The organism is Leeuwenhoekiella blandensis MED217, assembly GCF_000152985.1.
GTDB lineage: Bacteria > Bacteroidota > Bacteroidia > Flavobacteriales > Flavobacteriaceae > Leeuwenhoekiella > Leeuwenhoekiella blandensis.
On record NZ_CH672395.1, the window covers coordinates 44,439 to 57,677 of the forward strand.

Below are 13,239 nucleotides of genomic sequence, written 5' to 3' on the forward strand. Positions count from 1 at the left end.
AGATGCAGCAGGCGGGGGCCTGCTGTTTCGCCTTTCTCCTCGCGAGAATTACTTACTGAAAAACCCTTAAGTTTTTTGCTTAAGGGTTTTTTCATGAGATATGTTTTAAGTCAACCGACCGGCTAAGTTAATTTTCCTTATCAAAATGATATTCGCGTTCTACTTTACACACACGTACTGAATATGCTGAATACCACTTGTCTTTTCCGGTTTGTTGTGCGACGAGATGATCTACTTGATTTTTCCAGCTGGCGATGGCAGCTTCGGTTTTCCAATACGAGATAGTGATTCCTAATGCGCTTCGTGCGTGTTCCATTCCTAAATAACCCGGTTGCTTTTGTGCAAGCGCTTCCATCTTGGTAGCCATTTCGGCGTAGCCTGAAGTATCTTCGGTTTGTTTAGAAGTAAAAATTACGGCGTAATAGCTTTGTTCAGCAGAAAGTTCCACAAGATTTAGTTTTCATTTTCTTTATAAATACCCAGAGTCAGCTCGCCTTGATCATTCATATAGGCACGATACATGCCTTCGGTGTTGAATTCCATAGAAGGATTTCCGTAGTGATCCAGCGCTACAATTCCACCGGTTCCACCAAGTTTGGTCAGCTTCTCCTGAATCACATTTTGCGTAGCATCGGTTAGCGTTTTTTCAGCATATTCCATCTGAGCGCTGATGTCGTAAGCTACCTGCCCGCGAATGAAATACTCTCCCCAGCCGGTTGAAGAAACACCACACGTCGCATTGTTTGCATACGTCCCAGAGCCAATGATTGGCGAGTCTCCTATGCGGTTGTAGCGCTTGTTGGTCATCCCGCCGGTAGAAGTTCCTGCGGCAATATTTCCATTTTTGTCAAGTGCCACGCAGCCAACGGTACCAAACTTCTCGTCTTTGATAAACGGATCGTAAAATGCAGTGGCTTTGCTGATGCTGTCTTGTTTCTCGCGCTCTAATATGCGCTGCAGCCCGTCGTATCTTCTTTGGGTAAAGAAATAAGAAGGATCTACTTGCTCAATGCCTTTTTCTTTGGCAAAAGTTTCAGCTCCTTTACCGCTTAAAAGCACGTGTTCAGAATTGGTCATAACTTCGTATGCTAGGTTTATCGGGTTTTTTACATTGGTAACCCCGGCAACGGCTCCTGCATTTAAAGTGGCGCCATCCATAATAGAAGCGTCTAATTCATTTTTACCCTCGTGAGTAAAAACCGCACCTTTAGCTGAATTGAACAGCGGCGAATCCTCCATCACATTTATAGTGCGTTGTACAGCCTCAAGACTGCTTCCGCCATTTTTCAATATTTCGTGACCGGTTTTGATAGCTTCAGTTAGTTTGGCTTTATAAGCTTGCTCCATCGAGTCGGTCATATTCTTTTTAAGAATCGTTCCGGCTCCGCCGTGTATGATAATGGCAAATTCTTGTTGATTTGGAGTTTCAGCAGTAGCTGCTTCTTCAGTTTTTAAATCTTGATTACAAGCGACAAAGAAGAGACTTGCAATACATAGGGAAAGAACAGATTTCATAGGTGTTAAATTTAAGCTCCTAAAATACAGAAAAACTAGCGGCAAACGGAGAGGTCAATTGTTTTATGCCACTTTATTATGTTGTAATTTTAGCCTAAATACAAGACTATGGCTATTGCAAAACCTTTTAACCTGACCCAATGGGTTGAAGAAAATCGGGATTTATTAAAACCACCGGTAGGAAATAAAAATTTATATAAAGACGCAGACGACTACATTGTAATGGTGGTCGCCGGCCCTAATGCGCGCAAAGACTATCATTATAATGAAACCGAAGAATTGTTTTATCAATTAGAGGGTGAAATCGAAGTACACGTGCAGGATGAAGGTGAAAAACGCACGATGCAATTAGGTCCTGGCGATATGTATTTGCATCCGGCAAAAGTGCCGCATTCTCCGGTGCGTAAAGCAGGTTCTATAGGTCTTGTTGTTGAGCGAAAACGCGCAGATCTTGACGGAAAAGACGGCTTATTGTGGTTTTGTGATAATTGCAATCATAAACTCTATGAGGTTTATTTTCCGCTGAATGATATTGAGAAAGACTTTTTAAAGCATTTTAAAGTATTCTATGCAAGTGAAGAATTACGCACCTGTGATAAGTGCGGTACAGTGATGGAAGCTGATGCCCGCTTTGTAGAATAACAGGAAAGCTACAGAAATAAAAAATGCGCTCTTTTGAAGCGCGTTTTTTATGAGTATTGTTAAAGGGCGTATTTCTCGAAATTAAAAATTGGTTGCTACAGAATGTCTCCAAGATAGGTTTTGAGGGGATTTATTAATCTGCTAATAAATGCTTTAAATAGATATAGTTATTTACTAACTTCGAAGGATTAAAACATAAATAATAAGAAAACTACAATATAATGGCTCAAACCACTGATAACGCAGCAATAGCTGAAACGCTGAAAGCATTAGAGATCATTTCTGAAAATGCAGGAACTTCAACCGGTTTACAAACGAGTAATTCGGGTACATTGATTACTTCCGTTTCTCCCGTTGACGGAAAGGATATTGCATCAGTGACGCAAACCACTCCGGAAGAATATGAGCAAGTGGTTCAAACTGCAGCTGAAGCATTCAAAGTATGGCGCGTGATGCCGGCACCACAGCGAGGCGAAGTGGTGCGCCAGTTTAATGAAGAGTTGCGTAGACTTAAAGAACCGTTGGGAAAACTCGTTTCTTATGAGATGGGTAAAAGCTATCAAGAAGGTCTAGGCGAAGTTCAAGAAATGATAGATATCTGTGACTTTGCAGTGGGGCTTTCGCGCCAGTTGCATGGTTTGACGATGCATTCTGAGCGTCCCGGGCATCGTATGTATGAGCAATATCATCCGTTAGGCATTGTTGGGATTATCTCGGCATTTAATTTTCCGGTGGCGGTATGGAGCTGGAATACGGCTCTGGCTTGGGTTTGTGGTGATGTGTGTATCTGGAAACCTTCAGAAAAAACACCGCTTACGGGTATTGCCTGTCAAAAAATTGCAGCACGGGTTTTTGCTAAGAATAATTTGCCTGAGGGGATTTCGTGCTTGATCAATGGTGATTATACCGTAGGCGAATTGATGACTAAAGACGAGCGTGTACCGTTGGTTTCGGCGACCGGTTCTACCCGAATGGGAAAACAAGTAGCACAAACCGTTGGTGCTCGATTAGGAAAATCCCTCTTGGAACTCGGCGGAAACAATGCGATTATCGTTACTCCGGATTCTGATCTCAAAATGACCGTGATCGGTGCGGTATTTGGCGCGGTGGGAACTGCCGGGCAGCGCTGTACTTCTACGCGTAGATTAATTATTCACGAAAGTATTTATGATAAAGTGAAAAATGCAATTGTAGATGCTTATGGCCAATTGCGTATAGGGAATCCGCTGGATGAAAACAATCACGTGGGGCCGGTAATCGACAAAGACGCAGTGAAAAATTATCAAAATGCTTTGACTAAAGTGGTTGAAGAAGGTGGTAAAATTTTAGTGGAAGGCGGAGTGCTAGAAGGTGAAGGTTATGAGAGCGGATGCTATGTAAAACCAGCCATTGCAGAAGCTGAAAATCATTATGAGATCGTACAGCACGAGACTTTTGCTCCGGTACTTTACTTAATGAAATATAGCGGAGAAGTGGAGAATGCGATCGAATTACAAAACGGTGTACGCCAAGGTTTATCTTCTGCGATTATGACCAATAACTTGCGTGAAGCAGAACGTTTCTTAAGTGTGGCCGGTAGTGACTGCGGGATCGCCAATGTAAATATAGGTACTAGCGGTGCAGAAATTGGTGGTGCTTTTGGTGGCGAAAAAGAAACCGGAGGTGGTCGTGAGAGCGGTAGCGATGCCTGGAAGGTGTATATGCGCCGCCAGACCAACACGATCAATTATACGACTGAGTTGCCGCTGGCACAGGGAATTAAATTTGATTTGTAATAAGAAATACGAAAGCCGCTGTTTAAGCGGCTTTTTTATAAACTCTGTTTTTTAAAAGCTGCAGGAGATTGGTTGACAATTTGGTTAAACGCATAGCTAAAAGCAGAGAGGCTGTTGTATCCTGAGGCATACGCGACCTCACTAATTGATAGATCGGTCTTTAAGAGGAGTTCTATAGATTTGATGATCCTGGTAAGCTTTACATATTGTAAAAATGAGGTCTCAATGTTTTTCTGAAACAAACGAGACAAGGATCGCGCACTATATCCAAAATGAGCGGCGACCTCCTCTAAGTATAAAGGTTGGTCTACGTTAAGATGAATGTACTTTAAAATAGGGCGTAGCATTTCGTTGGTCGTGGTGGGCAACACTACAGGAAACGGCGTTTTTGCAACTTCAAGAATAATATTACGCAGGGCAATTAAAAACTCAAAAGCTTCAGCATCTGTTCGTAGAATATCCCCATTCCAGCGTTGGGTGTAATTGATCATTTCCATCAATAAATTACTCACCGGGAAAATACCGGCTTTCTTCAGGATTTCAGTTTCAGGAATCAAATCGGCAGGAAAAAATAAATTATGCACCATCTTCACCGATGTACGCGAAGTCACATTATGCTCTAAGCCTGCGGGAATCCAGATAAAATGCCGTGCCGGAAAGAAAAACGAGTTGTTTTTGGTATTTAAAAAAGCCACCCCGCCTTCTACATAACTTATTTGATGTTTCTTATGGCTGTGCATGGGAAGCTGTTCTTCGATCTTAGAATGATGAACATAAATACTATCGGGATAATGTGCCAGCGCTTGTAAAAAGGGATGCATCCTATAAAACTACAGTTGGCGTAAATTATAAAATAATTGTCTAATTATTGAATACAAGACTTGAAAAGAGCGCGGAATTTTGCACTATGAAATTTTTCGCTTTTAATAAGGTATTCATGCGCCTCTTTTGTGTGATTGTGCTGGTGAGTGGCTTTTCGGTTTCTGCGCAGCAATTACAAGACAGTATTCCTTTGCGCTTGACTGAAGCTTGGGAATACGCGGCGCAGTATAGTAAAGAGATCAAGCTTAAACAGCTCGAAGAAAAAATAGGAGCAGAAGACGTGCTTGATGCAAAAAATCAACGCTTGCCTGAGCTTTCAACACATGCGAGTTATGGTAAGCTGAGTAATATTCCTGTTTTTACTAACGGAATTAGAGAAAAAGCAAACTTTATTCCGCTAGAAGATCATAGTACTTACGGTGCCGGAGTTGAAGCCTATTTTAATATTTATAATGGCGGTAAAACCAACATTCATATTGATCAGGCTAAAACCAAACAGCGCTTGATTAATTATCTGGCTGAAGAGTCACGCGATCAAATAAAGTACGAAGTGGCTTCGGCCTACCTGTCGTTACAACGCGGTCTTCTTTTTGAAAAGTTAATAGCAAAGAATATTTATTCTAATCAAGAATTGCTAGATCAGATCACTAAGCTTTATGAAAATGGAGTAGTGTTGAAGAGTGATTTGTTGCGTGCAAAGCTTCAGTTATCCAAGCAGCAAACCCAATTGCTCGAAGTGACCAATAATGCCAAACTCGCGCACCAGCATCTTAATATTTTAATGGGTTTTTCAGAAGAAACTCCTGTAAAACCTATAGATACGGTCAAGGTAGAGCTCATACAGGAAGATCAAGATTATGCCTATTATTTGAATGAAGCTAAAAGCGCGCCGCTATCTAAAGCAGCAGAAACTCAGGTGACTCTAAGCGAACTTGAGGAGCAGGATTTAAAGGCAGGTAAATTGCCTAAGCTTGGCCTTTTTGGCGAGTATATGTATTCCTATCCACAAATCAGGTTGTATCCCTATGAGACTGCACCGTATTTATTGGGAATAGTCGGGATTCGCGCGAGTTATGATATTTCAGCATTGTATAATGATAAGCATAAGGAGCTTGCAGCTGCACTTGAAGTAGAGCGACAAGAGGTAGAAAAACAACAGGTTGATGACGATTTGAGAAAAGGTATCAAAGCGGCTTATCAAGACTATCACGAAGATTTACAAAATATAGAAGTCGCTCTGATGAGTATTGAGCAAGCCGAAGAAAACTATCGCATCGTGCGCCAAACCTATTTTAATCAGTTGTCTCTTTTAACCGATTTGTTAGATGCAGATAACCAACTGTTGCAGGCGCGTTTTGAATTGGTAAACAGCAAAATAGCAGCGCGTTTACATTATTATCAACTTTTAAAAATCACAGGTAACTTATAATGAGCAATACGATTAAAAACTATCAGAAAATAGACCTTATCGCAGTAAAGTCGACCTATGTGGTCGCTTTGCTTATTTTAATAGGTTTACTTATTTGGGGTGTTTCTTCAGCATTTCATTTTATGAATTATGAAGAGACAAATGATGCGCAGATCAAAGAATACATCAATCCCATTGTAAGCAGAACCGGTGGTTATATCGAAAAAATAGCTTTTGAAGATCATCAATACGTGCAGCAAGGAGATACGCTGGTTGTACTTGAGACCAATGAATCTGAAGTGAGCCTTCAAGAAGCAAAAGCGGCTCTGGCAGAAGCCGAAGCGCAACTCATGGTTTTAGAAAGTAATGTCAATACGGCCAATAGTAATGCTACGGTAAATCAGGCGCAGATAGGTGCTGCCGAAGCTAAACTCTGGCAACAGCAAAAGGAATATGAGCGCTACAAGAAATTGCACGAAGCCGAAGCGGTAACACAACAGCAATTCGAAGATGTAAAGACCAGACTTGGTGTAGCTAAATCAAATTTAGAGGCGGTAAAAAACACCTTCAACACTTCTCAGAACAGGTCTAATGATGCCTCGACACAGATCGCGGTAGCCAAAGCACATATAGAAAAGCAAAAATCGGTTTTAGATCGTATTCAGTTAGAGTTGAATTATGCGGTTATTCTTGCGCCTTCTGATGGTTATATGGGGGAGAAGCGTTTGCAGGCCGGGCAATTTGTTCAAAAAGGACAAACCTTGAGTTTTATTGTAGACCAAACTCAGGGAAAATGGGTGATTGCCAATTTTGAAGAAACCCAAATTGCGAACCTAAGAGAAGGACAGCCGGTGAACATACAGGTAGATGCTTTTCCCGACGAAGCTTTTGAAGGAGTAATAGAATCCTTATCTCCTGCTACGGGTTCACAATTCTCGCTGATGCCACCCGATAATGCCACCGGTAACTTTGTAAAAATCACACAACGCTTTCCTGTGCGTATTCGGTTGAAGAAAGAGCAACAAGACTTAAGTAAACTCAGAGCCGGAATGAACGTTGAGGTGGCCATTCCAAAAGCCTAAGTGATGAGCAATAACACCGTTTTTAAAAGTTGGGTGCCTAACTGGCTGGTTCTAGTCGTTATTTTTCTGGCACTGGTGCCTATCGCCAGTGTCTTGGGTATTTACATGTCAGGCATAAACAGTGCAGCTTCTTATTATGGGGCAGATCCTACAGATATTCAATATTCGGTGATCATTTTTTATCTGGCAATAGCTTCGGCCTTCCCTCTCGAGCGTCGGTTTTTCGACTATTTTGCGCCCAAACCTTATTTTGTGGTGTGTGCGATCATTTATGTGGTGCTCAATCTCATTCTCTATTCCACAAACAGCATCGCTATTCTTTTTATTATACGGTTTCTGGGAGGGATGTTGAGTTTAGGGTTTATCGGGGTAATCTTCACCTTGATCTTTAGACAATTTTCGCAACAACGCAGTCGGGTTTTAGGCTACGCGACTTTTTATGGTGCGCTGTTTTCAACTATGCCATTGGCGCAAATTCTGGACGCCTATGTTTTTTCATATTATGATTTTAACGTGATCTTTTTGATTAAAATCTTTATGGTAATCCCGGGTTTTTTACTGCTTTTAATTATTCTGAAAAGAAACGTGAATTTGCGCAACACCAAAAGAATACCGCTTTACAGTGTAGATTGGGCAAGTTTTGTGCTGTATGCTTCTGCCCTTATGTTGCTCGCATATGTGCTTCTTTATGGGCTCTATTATCAATGGTACAGCAGCGGGCGTATTCTAATCTGTAGTATTGCGTTTGTGTTTTTGATGTTGCTTTTTGTGTTTCGGCAACTGAAGCTTAAGCGTCCCTATATTGACTTTAGCCTGTATAAGCATCGTAATTTTAGAATAGGAATGCTGCTGCTTATCGTGTTTTATTTTTGCAAAGGCGATATGAGCGTGATCAATGGCTTTTTGAATAACAATGTAAATCTAGATGTCTATCATAAGGGCTACATTATGCTTTTTAATGCTCTAGGTATAATCGCTGGAGTCGGGCTTACTGCGCGTTTTATTCTTACGGGAACCAACATCAGGTTGATTTGGGTTACCGGATTTTTAGCGCTACTGGGTTTTCACGTGTACATGTTGTTGCTTTTAGGAAATCAAGCAGAACTCTCTGACTTGATTATTCCGTTGTTTTTGCAAGGCTTCAGCAATGGTACATTGTTGCTTTCTATCGTGATCTTTTATGTGACAGGTGTACCTTCAGCAATTGCATTTTCAGCATCTGTGAGTGGTGTGGCTTTTCGGTTTTCTTCTTTTACGGCGAGTATGGCGCTGGTTTCGTATATGGGATTAAACAGGCAAAAAATACACGCAAGTGCTTTTGCCAATCAAATTCAACAAACCAATGATCTTGTAGGCGCGCGTATTTCGGGTTATAAAGAGGCGCTTTTAAATCAAGGAGCCTCTGCGTTTCAGGCGAATGCCGGAGCAAGCAAGATGCTGGGCCAAGCACTAAACAATCAGAGTAATTTATTGTTTGCGAGGGACTACTATCTTTATGTAAGTGTAGTGATCGTAGCGGTAATTCTAGCGATTATTTTGATTCCCAATTTTCATTATCATATGCGAAAAATCGGGGCAAAATTAATTCCGTTTTAAGCTCTTGGGTTTTTCTTGGCACGGCCAAAGGATTTTATACTTTGAGGTAGTTTACTTGCTGAACAAATACACCAATCCAAAAAGGAGAATCCCTGCCAACACGGCAAAGAAAATTTTCCAGAAAGAATACGGGCGTTTTCCTGAAATGCTTCCGTTTTCTCCATTTACAAAGAAGCTGTATTCTTTTCCTTTATAGCGATACGCCGAGATATAAACCGGTAACAAAATATGTTTGAAAGTTTCTTCTTCCAGGTTGATGTTTAACGTATTTACCCGTTGCTCGTCTCCGCCAATATCGCGACGCGCCCACGTATCTGCAATGCGACGCATTTCTTCCTGAGATTCGAGATGCCCATCCTTGAGTGGAATCGTATATTTTTCGGTTACAAAGCCCGCGAGAAAGCTGCTTTCAAAAGGCTGTAGCTTTTTTAAATTCCACAGTGCGACACCACGAGGCACTTTACCGGTGTGTTGCTTTGAGGCGTTGATGAGTGTATCATCTACAAAACCGCTAATGTTTCCGCTTATGGGAATCCAACGGGTTTTGCGCACGCGGCGTGTGCGTCTTCGGCCCTTGCTGTCTTTGTAGGATTGTGTTTCATAATAGTAATCACCACGTGCACCGCTGTATTGGCCATAAAGTTGCGCGTCAAACGTCCAATACGGTAAATACAATCCTTTAGTAAATTGAGGGTCTAGCGTTGCTTTTTTTAAATCGTTGGGCGCCCACCAAAGTCTGTTTACCCATTTTTTAAACCGAAGAATCGCTTCTTGTTGTGTAAGCTGAAAAGGCAACACTGCACCCGGAAGAATCCACTGTTCAGTTTTTGCATCTTCTCTGATTAGCGGCGTACCGCAATACACGCAATGCAAAGACTTGTAATTCTCTTCAACGTGCTGATTGGCGCCGCAATTTTTGCAATGCAGTATGCTTATTTCTTCGCTGTTTGCCTGAGCTCCTTTTTCCTGAAGAAATTGCCGAAGCGGTAATTCTTTGATAGGATCGGTTTCCAGTGCGATTTGCTCTTGGTTTCCGCAGTATTCGCACGTAATCGTTGTGGTGCCAGGCCTGTATTTAAGCTCGGCACCACAATTTTTACAGGCTTTTTTGAGTTCAGATTTTTGAATGGATGGTTCGGTCAAAGCAGCTTTGAAAATTAATTATTGACCCGGAAGTGGAGGTGGTGTATTTCCGCCTAAAAAGGGTTTCAGTTCTTCGATCTCCTGAAGCGCTTTCCATTCACTCATGCCTTGTTTCCAGATCAAAGAATTTCTATTGATCGTACGCGAAGCAAAAAGTGCCTGTAACTGATCAAAACTTACAGGTCCTTGCTGCGTATTATTCTGAGCATAATAATATTGTGTTGCGACCGGCATTGGAGGAGGTGTTGCAGCGGCTTGCGGTTGTTGTGCCTGTGGCTTGCTCATGGCATTTCCCATTTGTTGGGCAAGCGCAAAGCCCATTCCCATTCCCATCCCGGCACCGGCGGTACCGCCTTCATTATTTGCAGCAGCTTCAATAGCTTTTGCAGTTTTGAATTTGGTTAACTTATCAAGGTCGAGTTTATCGATTCGGCTGTATTCGAAGATTTCTTTTTTGAGCTCTTCGGGCATCGATACATTTTCGATATAGAATTTTTCAAGCGAAATTCCCACCGACGTAAACTCGGGTTGCATCACTTCTTTACACGTCTCAGAAAGTTCTGTAGTGTTTGCAGCATACAATTCTATCGGAAGATTGGCTTCTCCAACGGTGTCTGTAAATCGCGTTGCGATCAGGCTTTTGAGATGCTCATTGATCTCAAAATTGGTAAAATTGGCATCGGTGCCTACAATGTCTTTAATGAATGTTCCGGCGTCGCTTATTTTAAATGCATAAGTTCCAAAAGCTCTGATTTCGACCAAGCCAAAACGATCGTCACTTAAGGTAATTGGGTTTTTTGTTCCCCATTTTTCGTCGGTGAATAAATGGGTGTTTACAAAATATACTTCTGCCTTAAACGGACTGTCAAAACCATATTTCCAGCCTTTAAGTGTAGAAAGAATAGGAAGGTTTTGTGTGTTTAAAGTGTATGTTCCCGGCCCAAAAACATCTGCAAGCTGACCTTCATTGATAAAAACAGCAGTTTGTCCCTCGCGTACGATGAGTTTTGCGTTGTTCTTAATTTCGTTTTGATAGCGCTCAAAACGATGTGCAATGGTATCTGGCGTATAATCGAGCCACTCGATGATGTCGATAAATTCGTGGCTGAGTTTTTCTTTAATCTTATCAAATATTCCCATAGGTTGTTTCGGTTTTAATGAAGCTGTATACTTATGAGTATCAAAAGTCTATATTTTGTTTCAAACTATTTACTCGATGGGCAAGATTTAAATGCTCTATGGCTTACTTCAAGATCATTTATGCGTTTCTTCCTTCTTCATCAGGATACAAAGTGTAAACAGGATCACTTTGCCAGAATTCCTTTGTATCAGCATCTATGATCGAAAGCTTTCCTTTAAAGGCAGCTCCCGTGTCTACATTCCAAACATTAGCCATTTGCGTTGGTTCGTCTCTGGCGATGCGGGTTACAGGAGTGTGACCGATGTAGATCTCTTTGTGGTATTGCAGCCGCATAGGATATTCCGGGTCCTCTTTTTTAATGCGTTTGTCAAGGCTAACTGCCATTTCCCAAAAGGTGCGATCCCAATAAAAAGCCGTGCTGTAATGTTCAAACTCGGGACCATTGCGGTTTTGAAAACCGGCATGAACAAACATGCGGTTTTGTTCATCTATATGATAATCTTTGAGGTTTTTATAGAATTCAAGATGCTCTTGTTTGGTTTCTTGGGTGATGTTTTCATAAGACTTCATCGTGCTTCTTCCGCCGTGATTGAGCCAAGTGTCATTTTTGGTATTGTCTCGCAACCATTGATACGCCAGATCATCGTGATTACCTCGCATAAAAATGCAATTATGCGTTTTTGACAATTCAATTAAAAAGGAAACCGTTTGTGCGCTCTCACTCCAGCCGTCAACATAGTCTCCTAAAAAAATAAGTAAATCGTCTTGGGTTACTTTGGCGCGCTCAAGAATTTGTTCAAGTGCTCTCAGGCCGCCGTGAATGTCGCCTATGGCGAGGGTACGTGTCATGAATTGTATTTTACTTTTCGCAAAATGCGAATGTTTTCTTTGTATGCATTGTAAAGTTTGGTGCCGTATTTTCTAAGATACGGCCGAATACGTTCTAGTTTATCAAGCGCCGGTTCAAACCCGTTGAGGTAGCAAATTAAATACGTTGCCGGCAGGTTGTACAGGTCTTCAAGTTCGCCTTTGTTGAGTTCTTTATTAGCCAATACTTTCTTAAGAATAGTATTGTTATTGTTATAAATATGATAGAGCAATTTTCGGTCAAATTGAGGTGGCTCAAAGACTAAAGTGCTGTCAATAGTGTATGACCCGTTTTCATTAAAATTGATCGTCAATTCTTCCAGCGGATAATATTTATATTCATTCTGAAGTCCTAGCAGTACGTATTCTAAAATAGTAAAATGATCATCGGTCATAGCAATGGAAACTTCGTCTAAAGCCGAATAAAAAAGCCGCACTTGCTCGTTGATCAGTTCGATATCTACGCGACTAAAATAGGTGTTGCCTTTAACCTCTTTTTTATTGCCTGCCCAGCAAACCACAAATTGCTCTTTAAACACTTTGTACTGCGTAAACAGATCTGCGTGCCGCACATTGATAAAATCGATAACGCCGTCCAGAGTCAATTCAATACTGTTGTGAGCGTGTTTTTCGATCGTGGCGACGATCTCGCTGTTCACATCTTTGATTTCACTCTTAAAAACCTTGGGCATAGAGATGCTTCCGTCTCTAAAAAAAGCAGTGCCACCCCAATATTTCCAGATGTTTTTCTTTAGCGCTGTGAGTTTATTGATTGGTCTTATGGTGACTAAACCAATTACCTGATCTGAAGGCAAATGCGGAAACGGAATGTTTTCATAAGAAATCAGTGGCGGATTGGTCAAATAGGCATTCACCAAATTTTGAATTTTGCTATCATCAAAAAACGGAACGCCTAAGATTTCGTTAGTTTCATCTTCAACTCCAATTACGATATAACTGTTGTTTTTGGGGTTCGAATTAGAAAGCGCACATACGTGTTTTAAAAACTTAGCCTTGCCTTCTTTGGTACTGATGTCAACTTTTCGCTTTTTGTCATAAAAACTGTTCTCGTCATTATGTGCGAGTAAGTTTTTAATGAGCAGGCGTTTGTTGATCATTCTTTATTGCTATTAGTATTGTTATTTTTATTGGCACGGCCAAAGGGTTCAAAACTCCAAGACTTGTCTCGAAATTGAAAATTCGATTCCAAGTAAAGCCTCGCTCGCTTACCCTGAGGTAGTTCACAAG

12 protein-coding genes are annotated in these 13,239 nt (G+C 41.3%); 5 read left to right on the top strand and 7 right to left on the bottom strand.

Annotation, left to right across the window (positions count from 1 at the left end; genetic code table 11):
- Positions 1-127: 127 nt before the first annotated feature.
- Both MED217_RS00165 and MED217_RS00170 read right to left on the bottom strand, forming a co-directional pair.
- A complete protein-coding gene (locus tag MED217_RS00165; protein WP_009778429.1) occupies positions 128-448 on the bottom strand; it encodes an antibiotic biosynthesis monooxygenase family protein in 321 nt (106 codons plus the stop codon).
- A gap of 5 nt (positions 449-453) precedes the next feature.
- On the bottom strand, positions 454-1,515 hold the full coding sequence (locus tag MED217_RS00170; protein ID WP_009778430.1) for an isoaspartyl peptidase/L-asparaginase family protein: 1,062 nt from the start codon (positions 1,513-1,515) through the stop codon (positions 454-456).
- Positions 1,516-1,623: 108 nt separating this feature from the next.
- On the opposite strand from MED217_RS00170, the gene MED217_RS00175 reads away from it, so the two are divergent.
- Positions 1,624-2,157: a 3-hydroxyanthranilate 3,4-dioxygenase gene (locus MED217_RS00175; RefSeq protein WP_009778431.1), complete on the top strand. Its 534-nt coding sequence runs from the start codon at positions 1,624-1,626 to the stop codon at positions 2,155-2,157.
- 221 nt (positions 2,158-2,378) lie between these two features.
- Positions 2,379-3,932, top strand: coding sequence for an L-piperidine-6-carboxylate dehydrogenase (gene amaB, locus MED217_RS00180; protein WP_009778432.1), 1,554 nt, complete (start codon positions 2,379-2,381; stop codon positions 3,930-3,932).
- Between the two features lie 35 nt (positions 3,933-3,967).
- On the opposite strand, the gene MED217_RS00185 is transcribed toward amaB, so the two are convergent.
- On the bottom strand, positions 3,968-4,753 hold the full coding sequence (locus tag MED217_RS00185) for a helix-turn-helix transcriptional regulator (RefSeq protein WP_009778433.1): 786 nt from the start codon (positions 4,751-4,753) through the stop codon (positions 3,968-3,970).
- Between the two features lie 116 nt (positions 4,754-4,869).
- On the opposite strand from MED217_RS00185, the gene MED217_RS00190 reads away from it, so the two are divergent.
- Genes MED217_RS00190 through MED217_RS00200 form a run of 3 tightly spaced genes read left to right on the top strand, consistent with a single transcriptional unit; the run spans position 4,870 to position 8,840 of the window.
- Positions 4,870-6,183, top strand: a complete 1,314-nt coding sequence (locus tag MED217_RS00190; protein WP_040533074.1) for a TolC family protein — start codon at positions 4,870-4,872, stop codon at positions 6,181-6,183.
- Positions 6,183-7,244: an HlyD family secretion protein gene (locus MED217_RS00195; protein WP_009778435.1), complete on the top strand. Its 1,062-nt coding sequence runs from the start codon at positions 6,183-6,185 to the stop codon at positions 7,242-7,244. Before MED217_RS00190 ends, MED217_RS00195 begins: the two co-directional genes overlap by 1 nt.
- A gap of 3 nt (positions 7,245-7,247) precedes the next feature.
- Complete coding sequence (locus tag MED217_RS00200; RefSeq protein ID WP_009778436.1) at positions 7,248-8,840, top strand: MFS transporter; 1,593 nt, start codon at positions 7,248-7,250, stop codon at positions 8,838-8,840.
- Between the two features lie 51 nt (positions 8,841-8,891).
- Here the strand turns inward: MED217_RS00200 and MED217_RS00205 are convergent, their stop codons facing one another.
- The 4 genes from MED217_RS00205 to MED217_RS00220 form a co-directional block, all read right to left on the bottom strand.
- Positions 8,892-9,983 (bottom strand): TFIIB-type zinc ribbon-containing protein, encoded by a 1,092-nt coding sequence (locus tag MED217_RS00205; RefSeq protein WP_009778437.1) that lies wholly within the window; start codon positions 9,981-9,983, stop codon positions 8,892-8,894.
- Positions 9,984-10,001: 18 nt separating this feature from the next.
- Complete coding sequence (locus tag MED217_RS00210; RefSeq protein ID WP_009778438.1) at positions 10,002-11,123, bottom strand: SPFH domain-containing protein; 1,122 nt, start codon at positions 11,121-11,123, stop codon at positions 10,002-10,004.
- Positions 11,124-11,241: 118 nt separating this feature from the next.
- Complete coding sequence (locus tag MED217_RS00215) at positions 11,242-11,973, bottom strand: metallophosphoesterase (protein ID WP_009778439.1); 732 nt, start codon at positions 11,971-11,973, stop codon at positions 11,242-11,244.
- On the bottom strand, positions 11,970-13,109 hold the full coding sequence (locus tag MED217_RS00220) for an ATP-binding protein (protein WP_009778440.1): 1,140 nt from the start codon (positions 13,107-13,109) through the stop codon (positions 11,970-11,972). Before MED217_RS00220 ends, MED217_RS00215 begins: the two co-directional genes overlap by 4 nt.
- Between the last annotated feature and the right edge of the window lie 130 nt (positions 13,110-13,239).

Coding starts and splice junctions, on each gene's coding strand:
- MED217_RS00170 (WP_009778430.1), bottom strand. CDS start 1,515: ATGAAATCTGTTCTTTCCCTATGTATTGCAAGTCTCTTCTTTGTCGCT.
- MED217_RS00175 (WP_009778431.1), top strand. CDS start 1,624: ATGGCTATTGCAAAACCTTTTAACCTGACCCAATGGGTTGAAGAAAAT.
- amaB (WP_009778432.1), top strand. CDS start 2,379: ATGGCTCAAACCACTGATAACGCAGCAATAGCTGAAACGCTGAAAGCA.
- MED217_RS00185 (WP_009778433.1), bottom strand. CDS start 4,753: ATGCATCCCTTTTTACAAGCGCTGGCACATTATCCCGATAGTATTTAT.
- MED217_RS00190 (WP_040533074.1), top strand. CDS start 4,870: ATGCGCCTCTTTTGTGTGATTGTGCTGGTGAGTGGCTTTTCGGTTTCT.
- MED217_RS00195 (WP_009778435.1), top strand. CDS start 6,183: ATGAGCAATACGATTAAAAACTATCAGAAAATAGACCTTATCGCAGTA.
- MED217_RS00200 (WP_009778436.1), top strand. CDS start 7,248: ATGAGCAATAACACCGTTTTTAAAAGTTGGGTGCCTAACTGGCTGGTT.
- MED217_RS00210 (WP_009778438.1), bottom strand. CDS start 11,123: ATGGGAATATTTGATAAGATTAAAGAAAAACTCAGCCACGAATTTATC.
- MED217_RS00215 (WP_009778439.1), bottom strand. CDS start 11,973: ATGACACGTACCCTCGCCATAGGCGACATTCACGGCGGCCTGAGAGCA.
- MED217_RS00220 (WP_009778440.1), bottom strand. CDS start 13,109: ATGATCAACAAACGCCTGCTCATTAAAAACTTACTCGCACATAATGAC.